Source organism: Pseudomonas sp. S150 (genome assembly GCF_004526365.1).
GTDB lineage: Bacteria > Pseudomonadota > Gammaproteobacteria > Pseudomonadales > Pseudomonadaceae > Aquipseudomonas > Aquipseudomonas putida_A.
The window spans coordinates 2993136-3012496 of the sequence record NZ_CP038207.1; the positions used below are offsets into that span (position 1 = coordinate 2993136).

Here is a 19361-nt window from a genome sequence, read left to right on the forward strand (position 1 = left end):
GAGGGAACACTGAGCCTCAGCGAAGTGCCGTACGCCGGGGGAAGCCTTTTTGGTTACTTTTTCGGCGTTTGGAAAAAGTGACCCGCCGTAAGGGCGGAACCGTAATCAGCAACCCCCGCAGCAACGGATATGCTCACAAGCCCAAACCCAAACCCAAATCGCAGACAAACAAAAACGCCCGGCAAAGCCGGGCGTCTTGTATTGACTTGATTAACGAGCGCGGTAAGTAATGCGCCCTTTGCTCAAGTCATAGGGCGTCAGCTCGACGCGCACTTTGTCACCGGTAAGAATACGAATGTAGTTCTTGCGCATCTTGCCGGAGATATGCGCGGTTACGACGTGCCCATTTTCCAACTCCACACGAAACATGGTGTTGGGCAGGGTGTCGACGACAGTGCCTTCCATTTCGAAGCTGTCTTCTTTCGACATGCAGTAAAGCCCTCGGTGTCCAATGAATGGCCCGGTGCAACTGCGCCAGGCAAAAGCGGCGTGCATTGTGCCCGAAAAAGGGGGTTTAAGCCAAGGGGTTTACGGCTTGCGATCAGTTAAGAATCACCCAGCGCTGATTAATCAGCAATTCAATGGGGCGATACTGGGTCTTGTAGTTCATCTTTTTGCAGTTCTTGATCCAGTAACCGAGATACACCGCCTCTAGCCCCAGGCGCTGGCTTTCGGTGATTTGCCACAGGATTGCGAAACGCCCCAGGCTGCGGCGTTCCTCGTCAGGTTCGTAGAAGGTATAGACCGCTGACAAGCCATTGGGCAGCAGATCGGTCACCGCGACGGCGAGTAACCGTCCGTCGAGACGAAATTCATAAAAGCGCGAGAAGGGCAGATCGCGCACCAGAAAGGTCGAGAACTGGTCCCGGCTCGGCGGGTACATATCGCCGTCGGCGTGTCGCTGCTCGATATAGCGCTGATACAGATCGAAATATTCTTCGCTGAAGTGCGGTTTTACCGGGCGTACCTGCAGATCGGCATTGCGTTTGAAAATGCGTTTCTGCTGGCGGTTGGGCAGGAACTGCGCCACCGGGATGCGTGCAGGCACGCACGCATTGCAATTCTGGCAATGGGGCCGATACAGATGATCGCCGCTGCGACGAAAACCCATTTCCGACAGGTCTGCGTAGACGTGCACATCCATGGGCTGACTCGGATCGAGAAACAGCGTCGTCGCCTGCTCCTCGGGCAGATAACTGCAGGAATGAGGTTGAGTGGCATAGAACTTCAAGCGCGCCAACTCGGTCATGATCAACCCTCGGGATAAGCTGGTGAATTAAGTGTAAGCCACGCGCGCAAAAGTCGCTCAGCAAACCCAGGTGGCACGACTCGGTTGATCCAGGTGGCGAGCCAGATAGTCGGCGAATTCGTGGCGGGGGATCGCGCGGGCGCCGAGGCTGTGCAGATGATCGGTCGGCATCTGGCAGTCAATCAGAACGAATCCAGCGTCTTTCAAATGCTGCACCAGCGTGGCAAAGCCGAATTTGGAGGCGTTGTCGGCGCGGCTGAACATCGATTCGCCGAAAAACAGCTGACCCATCGCCAGGCCATACAGGCCGCCGACCAGTTGGCCCTGATCCCAGACCTCGACCGAGTGGGCGAAGCCGCGGCGGTGCAGTTCGAGGTAGGCGTCCTGCATGGCTTCGGTGATCCAGGTGCCGTCGGCGTAATCCCTGGGGGCGGCGCAGGCACGAATCACGGCGTCGAAATTCTGATCGAAGGTCACCTGGTAGCGTTGCTTGCGCAGCAATTTGCCGAGGCTGCGCGAGACATGCAGTTCGTCGGGAAACAGCACGGTGCGTGGGTCCGGCGACCACCAGAGGATCGGCTGGCCTTCGGAGAACCACGGAAAACAGCCGTGCCGGTAAGCCTGCACCAGCCGATCGGCGGACAGATCGCCACCGGCAGCCAGCAATCCATTGGGATCGCGCATGGCCTTTTCCAGGGGCGGGAAGGTCAGGGAATTGCGTTGTAACCAAGTCAGCATGGCGTCCAGGCTTGCAGAAGGGGAGGGCAGTGGGGGCATCAGGCCCGCGATAAAGTGTGCCGTTAAATGACAGGAATGTCGTCCAGATACTTCTCCGCGTCCAGTGCCGCCATGCAGCCGGCGCCGGCCGAGGTCACGGCCTGGCGGTAGACGTGGTCGGCCACATCGCCGGCAGCGAAGACGCCGGGGATCTCCGTGGAGGTGGCGTCGCCGTCGCTGCCGCCCTTGACCAGCAGGTAGCCGTCGCGCATTGGCAACTGACCCTGAAACAGGTCGGTGTTGGGTTTGTGGCCGATGGCGATGAACACGCCAGCCAGTGGCAGTTCGCGGGTCTGCCCGGTATGGCTGTCACGCAGGCGCGCACCGGTCACGCCGCTGGCATCGCCCAGCACTTCGTCCAGATTCTGGTTCCAGTGCAGGCGAACGTTGCCGTTGGCGGCTTTTTCGAACAGTTTGTCCTGAAGGATTTTCTCCGAGCGCAATTTGTCGCGGCGATGGATCAAATGCACCTCTTTGGCGATGTTCGACAGGTACAGCGCCTCCTCGACAGCGGTATTGCCGCCGCCCACCACGGCGACCACCTGATTGCGATAGAAGAAGCCGTCACAGGTCGCGCACGCCGAAACCCCTTTGCCGGCGAAGGCTTCTTCCGAAGGTAGACCCAGATACTGCGCCGAGGCGCCGGTGGCGATAATCAGCGCGTCGCAGGTGTAAGTGCCGCTGTCGCCGATGAGTTCGAACGGGCGCTGCTGCAACTTGGCGGTGTGGATGTGGTCGTAAACGATCTCTGTGGCAAAGCGCTCGGCGTGTTTTTGCATGCGCTCCATCAGCACCGGACCGGTCAGGCCTTCGACGTCGCCAGGCCAGTTGTCGACTTCGACGGTGGTGGTGAGCTGACCACCGGCCTGCAGTCCGGTAATCACCACCGGTTTGAGGTTGGCACGGGCGGCGTACACGGCGGCGCTGTAACCGGCAGGGCCGGAGCCGAGAATGATCAGGCGTGAATGCTTCGCTGCGTTCATCAAATACACCTCATAAGCCTTTGTCACAAAAGACAATGCATGCTCAAATTGAAACGCAGTATTTGTGCGCTTGGCTATGCTCAGCTATGGGTTGAAGCATGGCATCAGCCGCACAAACCCGTACAATGCCGGGCTGTTACAGAATATTTGTAGAGCGCTGTGTTTATGGCTGTGTTTATAAAAGCTGCGGCACAGTGTTAAAAGTAGTCTCAGATGCGCCGGTTCACTTTTTTACCTGCCTGGATTGGGCAGTTTTTTATCGACATTCAATAGATGGACGCGCCCCGGGCGCAGGAAAAGAAGCGTTTTGAAGAAATCCACCGCAGCACCAAAAACAGTCGTTCCGCTCTGGCGCCAGCAATTGCACTACCGGCTCAAGGAAGGTGCATTGATCGCCATCGGAGCCTTGTGCCTGTTCCTGATGATGGCCTTGCTGACCTACGGCAAGGACGATCCGGGCTGGAGCCACAACAGCAAGATCGACGATGTGCAGAATTTCGGCGGCCCCGCCGGTTCTTACAGCGCCGACATCCTGTTCATGGTGCTGGGTTACTTCGCGTACATCTTCCCGCTGCTGCTGGCGGTCAAGGCGTATCAGATCTTCCGTCAACGCCACGAGCCGTGGCAGTGGAGCGGCTGGCTGTTCTCCTGGCGCCTGATTGGTCTGGTGTTTCTGGTGCTGTCGGGCGCCGCGCTGGCGCATATCCATTTTCATGCGGCCACCGGCCTGCCGGCGGGCGCCGGCGGGGCGCTGGGCGAAAGTCTCGGTGATCTGGCGCGTAACGCGCTGAATATCCAGGGCAGCACGCTGCTGTTCATTGCACTGTTCCTGTTCGGCCTGACCGTATTCACTGACCTGTCGTGGTTCAAGGTGATGGACGTCACCGGCAAGATCACCCTCGACCTGTTCGAACTGTTCCAGGGCGCGATCAACCGCTGGTGGTCGGCGCGTACCGAGCGTAAGCAACTGGTTGCGCAGCTGCGTGAAGTCGATGATCGCGTCCACGACGTGGTGGCGCCGACCGTTACCGACAAGCGTGAACAGGCCAAGGTCAAGGAGCGCCTCATCGAGCGCGAACAGGCCCTGAGCAAGCACATGTCCGATCGCGAGAAGCAGGTGCCGCCGGTTATCGCCCCGGCTCCGGTCAAGGCGCCCGAGCCAAGCAAGCGTGTGCAGAAAGAGAAACAGGTGCCGTTGTTCGTCGACAGCGCCGTGGAAGGCACCTTGCCGCCGATCTCGATCCTCGATCCTGCGGAAAAGAAACAACTCAACTATTCGCCGGAATCCCTGGCAGCAGTCGGCCACTTGCTGGAGATCAAGCTCAAGGAATTCGGCGTCGAAGTCACCGTGGACTCGATCCACCCGGGCCCGGTGATTACCCGTTACGAAATCCAGCCTGCAGCCGGCGTCAAAGTCAGCCGCATCGCCAACCTGGCGAAAGACCTTGCACGTTCGCTGGCCGTGACCAGTGTGCGGGTGGTCGAGGTGATTCCGGGCAAGACCACGGTCGGTATCGAGATCCCCAACGAAGACCGGCAGATCGTGCGTTTCTCCGAAGTGCTGTCGACCCCCGAGTACGACAACTTCAAGTCGCCGGTCACCCTGGCCCTGGGCCACGACATCGGCGGCAAACCGGTCATCACCGACCTGGCGAAGATGCCGCACCTGCTGGTCGCCGGTACCACTGGCTCCGGTAAGTCGGTGGGCGTGAACGCGATGATCCTGTCGATCCTGTTCAAATCCGGGCCGGACGACGCCAAACTGATCATGATCGACCCGAAAATGCTCGAGCTGTCGATCTACGAAGGCATTCCGCACCTGCTGTGTCCGGTAGTGACCGACATGAAAGACGCTGCCAACGCCCTGCGCTGGAGCGTTGCCGAGATGGAACGTCGCTACAAGCTGATGGCGAAGATGGGCGTGCGTAACCTGTCCGGCTTCAACGCCAAGGTCAAGGAAGCGCAGGATGCCGGCGAGCCGTTGAGCGATCCGTTGTACAAGCGCGAAAGCATTCACGACGAAGCGCCGCTGCTGCAGAAGCTGCCGACCATCGTCGTGGTGGTCGACGAATTCGCCGACATGATGATGATCGTCGGCAAGAAGGTTGAAGAACTGATTGCGCGTATCGCACAGAAAGCGCGTGCCGCCGGTATTCACCTGATCCTCGCGACCCAGCGACCTTCGGTGGACGTGATCACCGGTCTGATCAAGGCCAACATTCCGACGCGTATGGCGTTCCAGGTGTCGAGCAAGATCGACTCGCGGACCATCATCGACCAGGGTGGCGCCGAACAACTGCTCGGTCACGGTGACATGCTCTACATGCCACCGGGCACCAGCCTGCCGATCCGGGTGCACGGCGCGTTCGTTTCCGACGATGAAGTGCACCGCGTGGTCGAAGCCTGGAAACTGCGTGGCGCACCGGAATACAACGATGACATCCTCAACGGTGTCGAAGAGGCGGGCAGCGGTTTCGAAGGCAGCAGCGGGTGGCGGTGACGGTGATGATCCGGAAGCCGACGCGCTGTATGACGAAGCCGTACAGTTCGTCCTGGAAAGCCGCCGGGCGTCGATTTCCGCGGTACAGCGCAAGCTGAAGATTGGTTACAACCGCGCTGCGCGCATGATCGAAGCCATGGAAATGGCCGGGGTCGTCACCTCAATGAACACCAACGGTTCGCGTGAAGTTCTGGCCCCGGGCCCGGTTCGCGACTGATTGCAAAAGCAAAGGGCGGGACAATGATGTGCCGCCGCTCTCCCAACGAGTATTCAAGAGGACTCCCATGCGTCTTATCCGCATGCTGTTGCCAGTACTGGCGCTGACCACGTTCACGGCCCACGCCGACGACAAGGACGTGGCGCGTCTGACCCAATTGCTGGAAACATCGAAAACCCTGACCGCGAACTTCTCGCAGCTGACCCTCGACGGCAGCGGCACGCAGTTGCAGGAAACTCGCGGCGATATGGTTCTGCAGCGTCCGGGTCTGTTCTACTGGCACACCGAAGCGCCAAACGAGCAGACCATGGTCTCCGATGGCAAGAAAGTCACCCTGTGGGACCCGGATCTGGAGCAGGCAACCATCAAGAAGCTCGACGAGCGTCTGACCCAGACCCCGGCGCTGCTGCTGTCCGGTGACGTGTCGAAGATCAGCCAGAGCTTCGAGATCAGCGCGAAAGAGGCAGGTGGCGTGATCGACTTCACCCTCAAGCCGAAGACCAAGGACACCCTGTTCGACAGCCTGCGCCTGTCGTTCCGCAACGGCCTGGTCAATGACATGCAACTGATCGACAGCGTTGGTCAGCGCACCAACATCCTGTTCACCGGGGTCAAGGCCAACGAAGCGGTGTCGGCGTCGAAGTTCAAGTTCGACATCCCGAAGGGTGCTGACGTTATCCAGGAATAAACCCCAACCCCCTGTGGGAGCGGGCTTGCTCGCGAATGCGATCTGTCATTCAACATTTAAGGTGACTGATACACCGCTTTCGCGAGCAAGCCCGCTCCCACAGGGGTAAATGATCGGTCTCAAGATCTGATAGAGGTTTCAACGCTACGTGATGGATATGTTTCGCAGTGCACCGATTGCCCAGCCACTGGCCGCGCGTTTGCGTGCGACCAATCTGGATGAGTATGTTGGTCAGGAGCACGTGCTCGCTCGCGGCAAGCCTCTGCGTGAGGCGCTGGAGCAGGGTGCCCTGCATTCGATGATCTTCTGGGGGCCGCCGGGCGTGGGCAAGACCACCCTGGCGCGATTGCTCGCGGAAGTCTCGGATGCGCACTTCGAAACGGTCTCGGCGGTGCTTGCCGGGGTCAAGGAGATCCGTCAGGCCGTTGAAATCGCCAAACAGCAGGCCGGCCAGTACGGCAAGCGCACGATCCTGTTCGTCGATGAAGTGCACCGCTTCAACAAATCGCAGCAGGATGCGTTTCTGCCGTATGTTGAGGACGGCACGCTGATTTTCATCGGTGCCACCACCGAAAATCCTTCGTTTGAATTGAACAACGCGCTGTTGTCGCGGGCCCGCGTCTATGTGCTGAAAAGCCTCGATGAGACGGCGCTGCGCAAACTGGTGCATCGCGCGCTCACCGAAGAGCGCGGGCTGGGCAAGCGCAACCTGACCCTCAGTGATGAAGGCTTCCAGATGCTGCTGTCGGCCGCCGATGGCGATGGCCGGCGCCTGCTCAATCTGCTGGAGAACGCCTCGGATCTGGCCGAAGACAACAGCGAGATGGGCACCGAGCTGCTGCAAAGCCTGCTCGGCGACACCCGACGGCGCTTCGACAAGGGCGGCGAAGCGTTCTACGACCAGATCTCCGCGCTGCACAAATCGGTACGCGGCTCCAACCCCGACGGCGCGCTGTACTGGTTCGCGCGGATGATCGACGGCGGCTGCGATCCGTTGTACCTGGCGCGGCGCGTGGTGCGCATGGCCAGCGAAGACATTGGCAACGCCGACCCACGCGCCCTGAGCTTGTGCCTGGCGGCGTGGGAGGTGCAGGAGCGCCTCGGCAGCCCGGAAGGCGAATTGGCGGTGGCTCAGGCCATCACCTATCTGGCCTGCGCGCCAAAAAGCAACGCGGTGTATATGGGTTTCAAGACTGCACTGCGCGCCGCTGCCGAATACGGTTCGCTGGAAGTGCCGCTGCACTTGCGCAATGCACCGACCAAGCTGATGAAACAATTGGGCTATGGCGACGAATACCGCTACGCCCACGACGAACCGGATGCCTATGCCGCCGGCGAAGATTATTTCCCGGAAGAGCTCGAGCCGATCCCGTTCTATCAACCGGTGCCCCGTGGCCTGGAATTGAAGATCGGCGAGAAGCTCAACCACCTCGCCCAACTCGACCGTTTAAGCCCAAGACAGCGGAGAAAATAGTGCTTCCATTGATCGTTGCGGTCTCCGTCGGCGGGATTGCCGGCACCCTGTTGCGCTTCGCCACCGGCAATTGGGTCAACGCCAATTGGCCGCGGCACTTCTATACCGCGACGCTGGCCGTTAATATCGTGGGCTGTCTGCTGATTGGCGTGTTGTACGGCCTGTTTTTGATACGCCCGGAGGTGCCGATCGAGGTGCGTGCCGGGTTGATGGTCGGCTTCCTCGGGGGGCTGACGACTTTTTCATCCTTTTCACTGGATACGGTGCGCCTGCTGGAAAGCGGGCAAGTGCCGCTGGCCCTGGGCTACGCGGCGATCAGCGTATTCGGCGGGCTGCTCGCGACGTGGGCCGGCCTGTCCCTGACCAAACTTTGATAACGAGAAACCGACATGCTCGATTCCAAACTGTTACGTAGCAACCTTCAGGACGTAGCGGACCGCCTGGCTTCCCGTGGCTTTGCCCTGGATACCGCGCGCATCGAAGCGCTGGAAGAACAGCGCAAGACCGTCCAGACCCGCACCGAAGCACTGCAGGCTGAGCGTAACGCGCGTTCCAAATCCATCGGTCAGGCCAAGCAGCGCGGCGAAGACATCGCGCCGCTGATGGCGGACGTCGAGCGCATGGCGGGCGAGCTGAGTGCCGGTAAAGTCGAGCTGGACGCGATCCAGACCGAGCTGGACTCGATTCTGCTGGGTATCCCCAACCTGCCGCACGAATCGGTACCGGTCGGCAAAGACGAAGACGATAACGTTGAAGTGCGCCGCTGGGGCACGCCGACTGCTTTCTATTTCGAAGTGAAAGACCATGTCGCGCTGGGCGAGAAGTTCGGCTGGCTGGACTTTGAAACCGCCGCCAAGCTGTCCGGCGCCCGTTTTGCTCTGCTGCGCGGTCCGATCGCCCGTCTGCACCGCGCTCTGGCGCAGTTCATGATCAACCTGCACGTCAACGAGCACGGCTACGAAGAGGCCTACACGCCTTATCTGGTCCAGGCCCCGGCGCTGCAAGGCACCGGTCAGCTGCCGAAGTTCGAAGAAGACCTGTTCAAGATCGCTCGCGAAGGCGAAGCCGATCTGTACCTGATCCCGACCGCCGAAGTGTCGCTGACCAACATTGTGGCCGGTGAAATCGTCGACTCGAAACTGCTGCCGATCAAGTTCGTCGCCCACACCCCTTGCTTCCGCAGCGAAGCCGGTGCGTCGGGTCGCGACACCCGCGGCATGATCCGTCAGCACCAGTTCGACAAGGTTGAAATGGTCCAGATCGTCGAGCCGTCGACTTCGATGGAAGCGCTGGAAGGCCTGACCGCCAACGCCGAAAAAGTCCTGCAACTGCTGGGTCTGCCTTACCGCACCCTGGCGCTGTGCACCGGCGACATGGGCTTCAGTGCCGTGAAAACCTACGACCTCGAAGTGTGGATTCCGAGCCAGGACAAGTACCGCGAAATTTCGTCGTGCTCCAACTGCGGCGACTTCCAGGCCCGCCGCATGCAGGCGCGTTTCCGCAACCCGGAAACCGGCAAGCCTGAGCTGGTACACACTCTCAACGGTTCGGGTCTGGCGGTCGGTCGTACGCTGGTGGCGGTGCTGGAAAACTACCAGCAGGCCGACGGTTCGATCCGCGTGCCGGACGTACTGAAGCCGTACATGGGTGGCCTCGAGGTCATCGGCTAAATGAAATATCTGCCGCTGTTTCACAACCTGCGCGGCAGTCGTGTGTTGGTGGTCGGTGGGGGGGAAATTGCCTTGCGCAAATCCCGCCTGCTGGCCGATGCCGGTGCGCTGCTGCGGGTGGTCGCACCTGAAATCGAAGCGCAACTGCGCGAACTGGTTGCCGCCAGCGGTGGCGAGTGTCTGTTGCGTGGTTACGTGGAAGCGGATCTGGACGGTTGCGGGCTGATCATCGCCGCCACCGACGACGAAACGCTGAATGCGCAGGTCTCCAGCGATGCCCATCGGCGTTGCGTGCCGGTCAACGTGGTCGATGCGCCGCAGCTGTGCAGCGTGATCTTCCCGGCGATCGTCGATCGCTCGCCGCTGATCATCGCGGTGTCCAGCGGCGGCGATGCGCCAGTGCTGGCGCGGCTGATTCGCGCCAAGATCGAAACCTGGATTCCTTCGACCTACGGCCAACTGGCCGGTCTTGCCGCGCGTTTCCGCAATCAGGTGAAAAACCTGTTTCCGGATGTGCAGCAGCGCCGTGGTTTCTGGGAAGACGTGTTTCAGGGCCCGATTGCCGACCGGCAACTGGCCGGGCAGGGCACTGAGGCCGAGCGGCTGTTGCAGGCCAAGATTGATGGCGAAGCGACTGTTACTACCGGCGAGGTGTATCTGGTGGGGGCAGGGCCGGGTGATCCGGATCTGCTGACCTTCCGCGCCTTGCGCCTGATGCAGCAAGCCGACGTAGTGCTGTACGACCGCTTGGTCGCTCCGGCGATTCTTGAGCTGTGCCGTCGCGATGCCGAGCGCGTCTATGTCGGCAAGCGTCGCTCTGATCATGCGGTGCCACAGGATCAGATCAACCAGCAACTGGTGGATCTGGCCAAGGCCGGCAAACGCGTGGTGCGCTTGAAGGGCGGCGACCCGTTCATCTTCGGTCGCGGCGGTGAAGAGATCGAAGAGCTGGCAGCCCACGGGATTCCGTTCCAGGTGGTGCCGGGGATCACGGCGGCCAGCGGTTGCGCGGCGTATGCCGGGATTCCGCTGACCCATCGCGATTACGCGCAGTCGGTGCGCTTCGTCACCGGCCACCTGAAGGACGGCTCCACCGATCTGCCGTGGGCCGACCTCGTCGCCCCGGCGCAGACGCTGGTGTTCTACATGGGCCTGGTGGGCTTGCCGGTGATCTGCGAGCAGTTGATCAAGCACGGCCGCAGCGCGGATACCCCGGCGGCGTTGATCCAGCAGGGCACCACAGTCAATCAGCGAGTCTTCACCGGCACGCTGGCCGACCTGCCGCGTCTGGTGGCGGAGCATGAAGTGCATGCGCCGACGCTGGTGATCGTGGGGGAAGTGGTGCAGCTGCGCGAGAAGCTGGCGTGGTTCGAAGGGGCTCAGGCGCAGGTCTGAAAACCGAGTTGCCCTCATTCGCGAGCAAGCCCGCTCCCACATTGGATCTGTGTCATGCACAAATCCAATGTGGGAGCGGGCTTGCTCGCGAAGAGGCCCTCAAAAACACCGAATCAATTAACCCCGCCGCCAAACTCCTTTCCCGCTCAGCCGCTCCCGATCATGAGCGATGGTGAAATCCTGCTTCGGCCCCTTCGGCACAATCCCCGTCGGATTGATGGTCTTGTGGCTACCGTAGTAGTGGTTTTTGATGTGCTGAAAATCCACCGTCTCGCCAATCCCCGGCCACTGATACAGCTCTCGCAGCCAGTTCGACAGGTTCGGGTAATCGGCAATCCGCCGCAGATTGCACTTGAAGTGCCCGTGGTACACCGCATCGAAGCGAATCAGCGTGGTGAACAGTCGCACATCGGCCTCGGTCAGGTATTCCCCCGTCAGATAGCGATTGGCGCCCAGCACCCGTTCCAAGTGATCCAGCTCGGCAAACACCTCATCGAACGCCTCTTCATAAGCCTGTTGCGAGGTGGCAAAGCCGGCGCGATACACACCGTTGTTCACCGCCGGATAAATCCGTTCGTTCAGTGCATCAATCTCGCCGCGTAACGGTGCCGGGTAGAAGTCCAGTTCGTTACCGGTCAGGCCATCGAACGCGCTGTTGAACATGCGGATGATTTCCGCCGACTCATTGCTGACAATGCGCTTGAGCTTTTTGTCCCACAGCACCGGCACAGTGACACGGCCGGTGTAGTCCGGGGTGTCGGCGGTGTAGCGCTGATGCATGAAGTCGAAGTGGTCGAGCTTGTCGCCGGTCGAGCCAAGGGTCTGGTCGAAGGTCCAGCCGTTTTCCAGCATCAGCCAGCTGACCACGGACACGTCGATCAGGCTTTCCAGACCTTTGAGCTTGCGCAGGATCAGCGTGCGGTGTGCCCACGGGCAGGCGAGGGAAACGTAAAGGTGATAGCGCCCGGCTTCGGCGGCGAAACCGCCTTCACCGCTCGACCCTGCCTGGCCGTCAGTGGTGACCCAGTGACGGCGCTGCGCCTGTTCGCGCTGGAACGCGCCGTCCTTGCTGCTTTCGTACCACTTGTCCTGCCAGTGGCCGTCGACGAGTAAACCCATGATCAAGACTCCTGAATCCAATAAGCGTTGGAGCCGAGTCTATTCCGATGAGTTCGAACAAAAAGCGCAAAGATCGGGCGTCGATGATCGGTTAAATCGATTTGTTACGCGCCGCCCAGTATTGCTCGGCGGTTTCGAACGCCTGCTCGCGACTTTGACCGAGACCGCGCAGGGCCAAGGCCATGGTCGAAATCAGGGCCATTTGCGGATAGCTGTCGACCACCTCGCCGCGCCACACAGCCTTGAGATGTTCGACGTCCAGCGAGGCCGGTTTGACGTGGCGCTGGCTCGACAGCTGCGGCCATTCCTCGTCCCAGCTCTCGCCGCCCCTGGTGCCGTAAAGATGGCTGTCGGCATCCGGGTTGATCTCGATTTCGCCGCCATCGCCCTTGACCACGATCGCCGTGTCGCCGAGCAGACCGCTGGCCTCGCGATGCACCGCTTGATAGCCCGGGTGGAAAATACTTTGCAGGCCACAACGGGCGCGCAGTGGATTGAGGATGCGTGCCAGCGAGTGAATCGGCGAGCGCAGGCCCATGGTGTTGCGCAGGTCGATCATCTTCTGCAACTGTGGCGCCCAGTCGATCAGCGGCATGAACGCCAGACCGCCGTGGTCCAGCGCGCTGCCGACTTGCTGCCAGGTGCGGCACAGCGGGATGTTCAGCTCGCCAAGCAGTTGTTCGGTGTACAGACGTCCGGCGGTGTGCGCGCCGCCGCCGTGCATGAAAATCCGCACGCCGTTTTGCGCCAGGCACTTGGCCGACAGCAGGTACCACGGCAGATGGCGTTTCTTGCCGGCATAGGTCGGCCAGTCCAGATCGACATTCAGCGTTGGCGCTGACAGGCGCTCGCGCAAGGCTTCGGTGAAACCGGCCATTTCCTCCGCGCTTTCTTCCTTGTGCCGAAGCAGCATCAGAAAGGCGCCGAGCTGGGTGTCTTCGACTTTGTCGTCGAGCACCATGCCCATGGCTTCCCGGGCTTCTTCACGGGTCAGGTCGCGGGCGCCACGTTTGCCCTTGCCGAGGATCCGTACGAATGGTGCGAACGGGTGTTCGGCGGGCGTTTCGAGGGTCAGCGCTGGAAAGTCGGTCATAAGCAATTCGTCGGTTTGGGCAGGCCCGCCAGTTTCGCGGCGAGTTTGGCAGGGGTGCCTTTGAACAGTCGGTTCAGGTGCAGGCTGTTGCCTTTGTCCGGGCCGAGTTTGAGTGCGGTGTATTTGATCAGCGGGCGAGTAGCCGGCGACAGCTGGAATTCTGCATAGAAGCTGCGCAGCAGATCGAGGACTTCCCAGTGTTCGGGGGTCAGGTCGATGTCTTCAGTAGCGGCGAGGGCGCTGGCAACGTCATGAGACCAGTCGTCGAGGTCGACCAGAAAGCCGTCCTTGTCCAGTTCGATGGCGCGGGCGCCGACAGTCATCGAGTTCATAGCCAGCTGTTGACCTTGTCGTGGTGGATCGACAGTTCGACGAAGGCCGGGTAATCGATGGCTTCGGCCCAGTCGGGAGCAACGATGGCGCGGGCCTGCAGGTCTTCGGCGAGGGCGAATAGCTTGACCCGGCGCTCGTTCAGCGTGGCGAATGGCGCAGTGCCCGGTTGCAGGGCGTAGACCGCGTCGCCGGATAACACTAAGGCGTCGGCAGCGCCGATCACGCGCAGGCAACTGCTCAGGCGATCATCGCCGAACGGGGAATGAGACAACACATGCAAAGTCGACATCAGAGGGTGATCACCTGGTCGTAACGGTCAATAAGGGCGGTGATTTCGCTGGCGCCGAGCGGCTGCGCTTCGTCCAGCGACAGCGTGCTCAGGCCACGGGCGCTGGCGCTGTCGGTGCAGTAGAACAGTTCTTCAACGCCGAACATCGGCAGCGCCTGCAGGTTGGCGCTGAGGTCTTTCTGTTGCAGGGCCTTGGCGTTCTGCCCGGCGGCCAGTTGCAATACGCCATCGTCGAGAAACAGCAGGCCGATCGGCAGATCGAACGCGCCGCCGGCCAGAACGACGTCCAGCGCTTCGCGGGCGCCGGGGCCGGACCATGGCGACTGGCGGCTGATGATCAACAGGGATTTGGCCATTTCACGCGCCTCCGAAACAGATCAGTCGATCGGCGTCCTGCACCGCGTCGTGCAACTGGCCGAGGCCGGACAACTCCCACGGCGCGCTGACCGCGACTGCATCACGCTGGTAGCGTTTGGCTTCTTCGTCATTCAGCACGCCACGGCGCAGGGCGGCGGCGATGCACACCACGCCGTCCAGTTGCTGCTCGCTGATGAACGCGCGCCACTGTTTGGGCAGGTCCAGTTCGTCCTGCGGGGTGACCACCGCGTCGGAGGCGTTGTACACGCCGTCCTGATAAAAAAACAGCCGGACAATCTCATGCCCGCCGGCCAGCGCAGCCTGCGCAAACAGCAGGGCACGGCGCGAGGAGGGCGCATGGGCGGCGGAAAACAGCGCAATGGCGAACTTCATGACGGACTCGATCAGCAAAACTGCGGCCATGATAAAGCTTTATGAAGGCAGCCGCGAAACCAAGTGAAGCACATGCCCTCTGTGGGAGCGGGCTTGCTCGCGAAGGCGTTGGGTCATTCGACACATCTTTGACTGATGCACCGCTTTCGCGAGCAAGCCCGCTCCCACAGGATCGTATTTCAGCGCGGCATATAGCCCAGTTGCCAGCGCCGCGGAATGCTCAGGGACAGCACGCCCAGCACCGCCGCCAGCAAGCCGCTGGCGAACAATGCCCGAAGTCCGAAATGATGTTCCAGCACTGCGCCGAGTATCGCGCCGATGAACATCCCGCTCCACGGCACCAGTTGCACCCGCCAGCCATTACGGCGTTCGCCGAGCATCCAGCGCCCCAGTCCACGGCCGAACCGCGACAGCGCTCCGGTCACGTACGTCAGGCCCACTGGCAGGCCATTCACTTCCTCGACCGCCGCGTTGAGCATGCCCATCGCGATGATCGCCGCCAGCAGCGCCGGCAGTTGCGTGTCGTACGGCCATGCCGCCGCCAGGCAAAGCAGGGTGGCGATGCACAGCAACAAGGGCAATGTGCGCCGACCACCGAGGCGCCCGATCACGATCCCCAAGGCATTACCGATCACGAAGGTGACGACGAGGATGATCAGGCGCAAAGTCAGTCCGAGGTCGCCGTCACTGATCGCCACCGCCAGCCGCGTGGTATTACCGCTCATGAAAGAAACGAAATCGCCGCTGGCCATGAAGCCGATCGCGTCGGTCATGCCCGCCAGCACTGACAGGCTGGCCACCAGCGCCAGACCGATGCGCCCGCGCCATTTCTGCCGATGCAGATGCCCGGAGGTGGCGCGGTGAGTCGAAGTGGAGGGCAGCATCGGCGACGATATCCTTCAGCGGCGTTTACGGTTCCAGCCCATACAGATCGCAGTAATCCTTCCAGCTCATGTGGGCCATTTCCGCTACCTCGCGATGCACCTCCATGCGCTGGGCCTGATACTCCTCGGGCGTAGCGGCCGTCAGGAGCAAGGTCAGTTCCCAGGCGAACAGCCCCTGTTCTTCAGCTTCGGCCTCGAAGGCTTCGTGCAGACGTTCTTCACGATATTGCGCAGCGGTTTCACCCTTGGCCTGGGCCAGCAGCGGATTGAGATGATCGAGGGTTTCGCGCAATTCGGGGCGCGCGTCGAGAAACAATTTCAGGGCTTGTTCATGTCGCTGGTCGGTGGGCGCCATGTGTGTTCCTTGTGAGGCTGATGACCTTAGGGTGCCGGAGCGGCTGTCGCATGTCGCGCTATAAATGCAGTAAAGCAGAACGATTTTGCCTGTTGCGGTGATACAGTCCGCTTTTTTCTGAATGAGCGAATGCAATGCGAATTCTGATGGTAGCGCTGGCCGCGACCGTGCTGGCTGGTTGCGCGGGTTCGGTGATGGACGATTCTCGCACCAAAGCCCCGTACAAGGTTCTGACCTCGGACAAGCCGGAGAAAGTTGTCGCTCAGTGCGTACAGTTCGGCTGGCAGGACGAAGCAGTGTTTGGCGTGGACGCCGGAGCGTATCTGCAACCGGGCAAGAAGGGTGGCTCGACGGTGTACACCCGTTCCGCAGAGTCATTTGTCGACGTGACCAGCGATGCGTCGGGAACCGTGCTCAACTACTACGCGCAGAAGGATGATTTTGTTGCCAAACGCCGGTTGGCGGCGTTGGCGACCTGCCTCTGATCATGCGTTGAAGCGGCTGCCGTTATCGCCAGCAGGCTGGCTCCCACACTGGATTTGTGTTTGCCACCGATCCTGTAGGAGTGAGCCTGCTCGCGATGAGGCCAATGAATTCAACCGATCAAGCGCTTCTGGAAATAATGCCGGCTATGCCCCGGCGGGTAATCAACGATCTCGCCAAACTGGCTGAATCCCAGCTTCTTGTAAAACTCCGGCGCCTGAAAATCGAAGGTGTCCAGCCAGATGCCCAGGCAGTTCTTCTCCTTGGCCAGATTTTCCGCCATGGCCATCAGTTCCGAGCCGATGCGTTGGCCGCGACCCTGTTCCGGGACGCACAGCAACTCGATGTACATCCACTGGAAGATCACCCGGCCGTACAAACCGCCGAGAATCGTGCCCTGTTCATCGCGCACCAGCAGGGCGAAAGGTTCAGATGTGGAACCACCGGTCCGGGCGTCGTTATACGCAATCAAAGGCTCGAGAATGGCTTTGCGCTGTTCTTCCGTAGGGTTCTGCGACAGCTCGATTCGCAACGTCATGTGCAACTTCCTTGTGAGATGAACCGCCAGCCTATCCTGCCCGGGGAGCGTCTTCCAAGTCCTTCCTCATCCCTTTGGAACCGCCGCTGTCGCGCCGGGGTCTAGCTTTTACAGCGTCATTCCGAACGCGGTTGATGAGGATCCCCCATGAATATTTTCGAAGCCCTTCGCGAAAGCCACGACCGCCAGCGCAGTTACGCCAAAGCCCTGGTCGAAACCAGCGGCGACACCCCGGAGCGGGTTGAAGCCTATAAACAACTGAAAGCCGAGCTGCAGGCCCACGAAACCGCCGAAGAGCGCCACTTCTACATCCCGCTGATGGAGTTCGACAACGGTGTTGACCTCAGTCGCCACGCCATCTCCGAGCACCATGAAATGGACGAGATGATGGAAGAGCTGGACGAGACCGAGATGTCCAGCCCGGCGTGGCTGGCAACGGCGAAGAAGCTCTCCGACAAAGTCCATCACCATCTCAAGGAAGAAGAGCAGAAGTTCTTCCAGATGGCCGGAAAATTGCTCGATGACAAGCAAAAGGAACAGCTCGCTGGCCAGTACGAAAAGGAGTACCAGGCGCAACTGCCATGAGTACTGAATGCCAGTTTTTGCAGTGTCGGCGTGTAGGCCTTTGGCCATGCGTTGGGTGGGTCTTGTCGTAATTGACTGTATATTCATCCAGTGTTTTCGGCGTTTTTGACTTGAGACGCCGATTGACTGCGACAAAACCGCCGATGGACAAAAAAACCACCTCCGTTAGCTTGAAGGCCTCTCCTCGGACAGGAGAGTTCTTAAATCAACGGAGTGAAAAACATGAATCAACCACAAGCTCAAACCCAACTGCGACACGGTCGCGTCACCTCCCCAGCCAGCCGCGGTGCGGTAGCCATCGAGCAAGGATTGCTCGGTGCCTGGCAGGTCAACGAAATGGAAGGCGGCAAGAACTTCCCGGCGCTGACGGCAGGACCTTTTCCTGCTCCCTATGGCAGCGACAGTGACAGTGTCACGCCGCCCGCCGACGGTTACATCCTCAGCGGTGGCAAGACCGATGCCCGTGACTGCGTGAACTTCACCGACGAGGAAATGAGCAAAAAGCTCAATCGTCCGTTCAGCTGGCCACTGCTCAGTGTCACCCCGGGCCAGACACTGGAAGTGAAGTGGGAATACACCGCGCCACACACCACCCGTGGTTATCGCTGGCTGATCACCAAGGATGGCTGGGATCCGAAACAGCGTATTTCCCGTGCACAACTCGAAGCGCAGCCTTTCGCCGAAGACTTCTACACTCAAGTGCCGTATTACAGCTATCCGGGGGAATTGAAGGCCAAGGTCAATCATTCGGTGAAATTGCCGGCCACCAAAAAGGGCCGTCACGTCATCGTGCTGATGTGGATCGTCGCCAACACCGGCAACGCGTTCTATCAGGCGTTCGACGTCGACTTCAAATAACGGCGTTACGCTCAACTCACAGGTTCTGAAGGATTAGAACATGTCAAATATCGACTTCACGCTAGTGCAAAACCAGGCGGCCGACGCGGCCTCGCTGATGCCGAGCATCGCCGGCAAAAAAATACTCATGGGCTTCTGGCACAACTGGCCGGCGGGTCCAAGTGACGGCTATCGTCAGGGCCGCTTCGCCGAAATAGCTCTGGAAGCGGTGCCCAAGGAGTACAACGTGGTCGCGGTGGCGTTCATGAAGGGCAGCGGGATTCCAACCTTCAAGCCGTACAACGTCTCCGATGCCGAGTTCCGGCGTCAGGTCGGCGTGCTCAACAGCCAGGGGCGGGCGGTGCTCTTGTCCCTGGGTGGCGCCGATGCGCACATCGAGTTGCGGGCCGGACAGGAACAACCACTGGCCAATGAGATTATCCGTCTGGTGGAAACCTACGGCTTCGATGGGCTGGACATCGATCTTGAACAGAGCGCGATTGATTTCGCCGCCAACAAGACCGTGCTGCCGGCCGCGCTGAAACTGGTCAAGGATCACTACGCAGGCCAGGGCAAGCACTTCATCATCAGCATGGCCCCGGAGTTTCCGTACCTGACCACCAATGGCAAATACGTCGGTTACCTGCAGGCACTTGAAGGCTATTACGACTTCATCGCGCCGCAGTTCTACAACCAGGGCGGCGACGGGGTCTGGGTGCCGGAAGCCAATAATGGCAATGGTGCATGGATCGCGCAGAACAACGATGCGCTGAAAGAGGACTTCCTCTATTACCTGACCGAAAGTCTGGTGACCGGCACCCGGGGCTTCACCAAAATCCCGGCGGACAAATTCGTCATCGGCCTGCCGGCCAACGTCGATGCGGCTGCCACCGGTTACGTGATCGACAGCACCGCCGTCGGCAATGCGCTCAAACGTCTGGCGATCAAAGGGCTGCCGATCAAGGGCCTGATGACCTGGTCGGTAAACTGGGACAACGGCGTCAGCAAGGATCGCGTGCCGTATGGCTGGGAATTCAGTCGGCGTTATGGACCGCTGATTCACGGAGCGAAAACAGCGGCACAGGAAACGGATGACACGTTGTCGCGCGTCGCCCGTTAGCAGCAATTAAAGAGCCCGGTAG

At 60.4% G+C, this 19361-nt stretch carries 21 protein-coding genes and 2 pseudogenes; 10 read left to right on the forward strand and 13 right to left on the reverse strand.

Going from position 1 to position 19361, the window contains the following annotated elements; all coding sequences use genetic code 11:
- Positions 1–210: 210 nt before the first annotated feature.
- The 4 genes from infA to trxB all read right to left on the reverse strand — a co-directional run bounded on the left by infA (position 211) and on the right by trxB (position 3009).
- Entirely contained in the window at positions 211–429 is a 219-nt protein-coding gene (infA, locus tag E3Z29_RS13640) for a translation initiation factor IF-1 (protein ID WP_002553999.1), read from the reverse strand.
- A 112-nt stretch (positions 430–541) separates the two neighbouring features.
- The gene (locus tag E3Z29_RS13645) at positions 542–1249 is read right to left on the reverse strand and encodes an arginyltransferase (RefSeq protein WP_027614671.1); all 708 of its coding nucleotides are present in this window, start codon (positions 1247–1249) and stop codon (positions 542–544) included.
- A 57-nt stretch (positions 1250–1306) separates the two neighbouring features.
- A complete protein-coding gene (gene aat, locus E3Z29_RS13650; protein ID WP_134786005.1) occupies positions 1307–1987 on the reverse strand; it encodes a leucyl/phenylalanyl-tRNA--protein transferase in 681 nt (226 codons plus the stop codon).
- Positions 1988–2049: 62 nt separating this feature from the next.
- On the reverse strand, positions 2050–3009 hold the full coding sequence (trxB, locus tag E3Z29_RS13655) for a thioredoxin-disulfide reductase (protein WP_134786006.1): 960 nt from the start codon (positions 3007–3009) through the stop codon (positions 2050–2052).
- A gap of 244 nt (positions 3010–3253) precedes the next feature.
- On the opposite strand from trxB, the pseudogene E3Z29_RS13660 reads away from it, so the two are divergent.
- From E3Z29_RS13660 to cysG, 6 genes and pseudogenes are all read left to right on the forward strand, one after another.
- Positions 3254–5726: pseudogene (locus E3Z29_RS13660) on the forward strand (DNA translocase FtsK).
- Between the two features lie 67 nt (positions 5727–5793).
- The gene (lolA, locus tag E3Z29_RS13665) at positions 5794–6414 is read left to right on the forward strand and encodes an outer membrane lipoprotein chaperone LolA (protein ID WP_007966612.1); all 621 of its coding nucleotides are present in this window, start codon (positions 5794–5796) and stop codon (positions 6412–6414) included.
- A gap of 151 nt (positions 6415–6565) precedes the next feature.
- Positions 6566–7888, forward strand: a complete 1323-nt coding sequence (locus tag E3Z29_RS13675) for a replication-associated recombination protein A (protein ID WP_134786007.1) — start codon at positions 6566–6568, stop codon at positions 7886–7888.
- Entirely contained in the window at positions 7888–8262 is a 375-nt protein-coding gene (crcB, locus tag E3Z29_RS13680) for a fluoride efflux transporter CrcB (RefSeq protein ID WP_027614675.1), read from the forward strand. Before E3Z29_RS13675 ends, crcB begins: the two co-directional genes overlap by 1 nt.
- Positions 8263–8277: 15 nt before the next feature.
- Positions 8278–9558, forward strand: coding sequence for a serine--tRNA ligase (gene serS / locus E3Z29_RS13685; protein WP_134786008.1), 1281 nt, complete (start codon positions 8278–8280; stop codon positions 9556–9558).
- Positions 9559–10953, forward strand: coding sequence for a siroheme synthase CysG (cysG, locus tag E3Z29_RS13690; RefSeq protein WP_134786009.1), 1395 nt, complete (start codon positions 9559–9561; stop codon positions 10951–10953). It abuts the gene before it with no gap.
- A 117-nt stretch (positions 10954–11070) separates the two neighbouring features.
- Here cysG and E3Z29_RS13695 read toward each other — a convergent pair whose 3' ends face one another.
- From E3Z29_RS13695 to E3Z29_RS13730, 8 genes are all read right to left on the reverse strand, one after another.
- On the reverse strand, positions 11071–12072 hold the full coding sequence (locus E3Z29_RS13695; protein WP_134786010.1) for a glutathione S-transferase family protein: 1002 nt from the start codon (positions 12070–12072) through the stop codon (positions 11071–11073).
- Positions 12073–12163: 91 nt separating this feature from the next.
- Positions 12164–13165 carry a glycosyl transferase family protein gene (locus E3Z29_RS13700; protein WP_134786011.1) on the reverse strand — a complete coding sequence of 334 codons (1002 nt, stop codon included), beginning with the start codon at positions 13163–13165 and terminating at the stop codon, positions 12164–12166.
- A complete protein-coding gene (locus E3Z29_RS13705) occupies positions 13162–13497 on the reverse strand; it encodes a TusE/DsrC/DsvC family sulfur relay protein (protein WP_134786012.1) in 336 nt (111 codons plus the stop codon). Before E3Z29_RS13705 ends, E3Z29_RS13700 begins: the two co-directional genes overlap by 4 nt.
- On the reverse strand, positions 13494–13787 hold the full coding sequence (gene tusB, locus E3Z29_RS13710; RefSeq protein ID WP_134786013.1) for a sulfurtransferase complex subunit TusB: 294 nt from the start codon (positions 13785–13787) through the stop codon (positions 13494–13496). The genes E3Z29_RS13705 and tusB overlap by 4 nt, the downstream gene beginning before the upstream one ends.
- Positions 13787–14143 carry a sulfurtransferase complex subunit TusC gene (gene tusC, locus E3Z29_RS13715; protein WP_027614681.1) on the reverse strand — a complete coding sequence of 119 codons (357 nt, stop codon included), beginning with the start codon at positions 14141–14143 and terminating at the stop codon, positions 13787–13789. Before tusC ends, tusB begins: the two co-directional genes overlap by 1 nt.
- A 1-nt stretch (position 14144) precedes the next feature.
- Entirely contained in the window at positions 14145–14537 is a 393-nt protein-coding gene (tusD, locus tag E3Z29_RS13720) for a sulfurtransferase complex subunit TusD (RefSeq protein WP_027614682.1), read from the reverse strand.
- 179 nt (positions 14538–14716) lie between these two features.
- Positions 14717–15421: a YoaK family protein gene (locus tag E3Z29_RS13725; protein WP_027614683.1), complete on the reverse strand. Its 705-nt coding sequence runs from the start codon at positions 15419–15421 to the stop codon at positions 14717–14719.
- A gap of 25 nt (positions 15422–15446) precedes the next feature.
- On the reverse strand, positions 15447–15776 hold the full coding sequence (locus E3Z29_RS13730; RefSeq protein ID WP_134787564.1) for a DUF6388 family protein: 330 nt from the start codon (positions 15774–15776) through the stop codon (positions 15447–15449).
- A 134-nt stretch (positions 15777–15910) separates the two neighbouring features.
- Here E3Z29_RS13730 and E3Z29_RS13740 point away from each other — a divergent pair, with 134 nt between their 5' ends.
- A complete protein-coding gene (locus tag E3Z29_RS13740) occupies positions 15911–16261 on the forward strand; it encodes a hypothetical protein (protein ID WP_047601654.1) in 351 nt (116 codons plus the stop codon).
- Positions 16262–16371: 110 nt separating this feature from the next.
- Here the strand turns inward: E3Z29_RS13740 and E3Z29_RS13745 are convergent, their stop codons facing one another.
- Positions 16372–16797 (reverse strand): GNAT family N-acetyltransferase, encoded by a 426-nt coding sequence (locus E3Z29_RS13745; protein WP_134786014.1) that lies wholly within the window; start codon positions 16795–16797, stop codon positions 16372–16374.
- A 147-nt stretch (positions 16798–16944) separates the two neighbouring features.
- Here E3Z29_RS13745 and E3Z29_RS13750 point away from each other — a divergent pair, with 147 nt between their 5' ends.
- The 3 genes and pseudogenes from E3Z29_RS13750 to E3Z29_RS13760 form a co-directional block, all read left to right on the forward strand.
- Positions 16945–17382 carry a hemerythrin domain-containing protein gene (locus E3Z29_RS13750; RefSeq protein WP_027614687.1) on the forward strand — a complete coding sequence of 146 codons (438 nt, stop codon included), beginning with the start codon at positions 16945–16947 and terminating at the stop codon, positions 17380–17382.
- A 222-nt stretch (positions 17383–17604) separates the two neighbouring features.
- Complete coding sequence (locus tag E3Z29_RS13755) at positions 17605–18240, forward strand: lytic polysaccharide monooxygenase auxiliary activity family 9 protein (protein WP_027614688.1); 636 nt, start codon at positions 17605–17607, stop codon at positions 18238–18240.
- A gap of 40 nt (positions 18241–18280) precedes the next feature.
- Positions 18281–19303, forward strand: a pseudogene (locus E3Z29_RS13760) (chitinase); the annotation flags it as partial.
- Between the last annotated feature and the right edge of the window lie 58 nt (positions 19304–19361).

Coding starts and splice junctions, on each gene's coding strand:
- aat (WP_134786005.1), bottom strand. CDS start 1,987: ATGCTGACTTGGTTACAACGCAATTCCCTGACCTTCCCGCCCCTGGAA.
- E3Z29_RS13645 (WP_027614671.1), bottom strand. CDS start 1,249: ATGACCGAGTTGGCGCGCTTGAAGTTCTATGCCACTCAACCTCATTCC.
- trxB (WP_134786006.1), bottom strand. CDS start 3,009: ATGAACGCAGCGAAGCATTCACGCCTGATCATTCTCGGCTCCGGCCCT.
- E3Z29_RS13705 (WP_134786012.1), bottom strand. CDS start 13,497: ATGAACTCGATGACTGTCGGCGCCCGCGCCATCGAACTGGACAAGGAC.
- tusB (WP_134786013.1), bottom strand. CDS start 13,787: ATGTCGACTTTGCATGTGTTGTCTCATTCCCCGTTCGGCGATGATCGC.
- E3Z29_RS13745 (WP_134786014.1), bottom strand. CDS start 16,797: ATGACGTTGCGAATCGAGCTGTCGCAGAACCCTACGGAAGAACAGCGC.
- tusD (WP_027614682.1), bottom strand. CDS start 14,537: ATGAAGTTCGCCATTGCGCTGTTTTCCGCCGCCCATGCGCCCTCCTCG.
- E3Z29_RS13675 (WP_134786007.1), top strand. CDS start 6,566: ATGGATATGTTTCGCAGTGCACCGATTGCCCAGCCACTGGCCGCGCGT.
- E3Z29_RS13695 (WP_134786010.1), bottom strand. CDS start 12,072: ATGGGTTTACTCGTCGACGGCCACTGGCAGGACAAGTGGTACGAAAGC.
- cysG (WP_134786009.1), top strand. CDS start 9,559: ATGAAATATCTGCCGCTGTTTCACAACCTGCGCGGCAGTCGTGTGTTG.
- infA (WP_002553999.1), bottom strand. CDS start 429: ATGTCGAAAGAAGACAGCTTCGAAATGGAAGGCACTGTCGTCGACACC.
- E3Z29_RS13750 (WP_027614687.1), top strand. CDS start 16,945: ATGAATATTTTCGAAGCCCTTCGCGAAAGCCACGACCGCCAGCGCAGT.
- serS (WP_134786008.1), top strand. CDS start 8,278: ATGCTCGATTCCAAACTGTTACGTAGCAACCTTCAGGACGTAGCGGAC.
- E3Z29_RS13700 (WP_134786011.1), bottom strand. CDS start 13,165: ATGACCGACTTTCCAGCGCTGACCCTCGAAACGCCCGCCGAACACCCG.
- tusC (WP_027614681.1), bottom strand. CDS start 14,143: ATGGCCAAATCCCTGTTGATCATCAGCCGCCAGTCGCCATGGTCCGGC.
- E3Z29_RS13755 (WP_027614688.1), top strand. CDS start 17,605: ATGAATCAACCACAAGCTCAAACCCAACTGCGACACGGTCGCGTCACC.
- E3Z29_RS13725 (WP_027614683.1), bottom strand. CDS start 15,421: ATGCTGCCCTCCACTTCGACTCACCGCGCCACCTCCGGGCATCTGCAT.
- lolA (WP_007966612.1), top strand. CDS start 5,794: ATGCGTCTTATCCGCATGCTGTTGCCAGTACTGGCGCTGACCACGTTC.
- E3Z29_RS13730 (WP_134787564.1), bottom strand. CDS start 15,776: ATGGCGCCCACCGACCAGCGACATGAACAAGCCCTGAAATTGTTTCTC.
- E3Z29_RS13740 (WP_047601654.1), top strand. CDS start 15,911: ATGCGAATTCTGATGGTAGCGCTGGCCGCGACCGTGCTGGCTGGTTGC.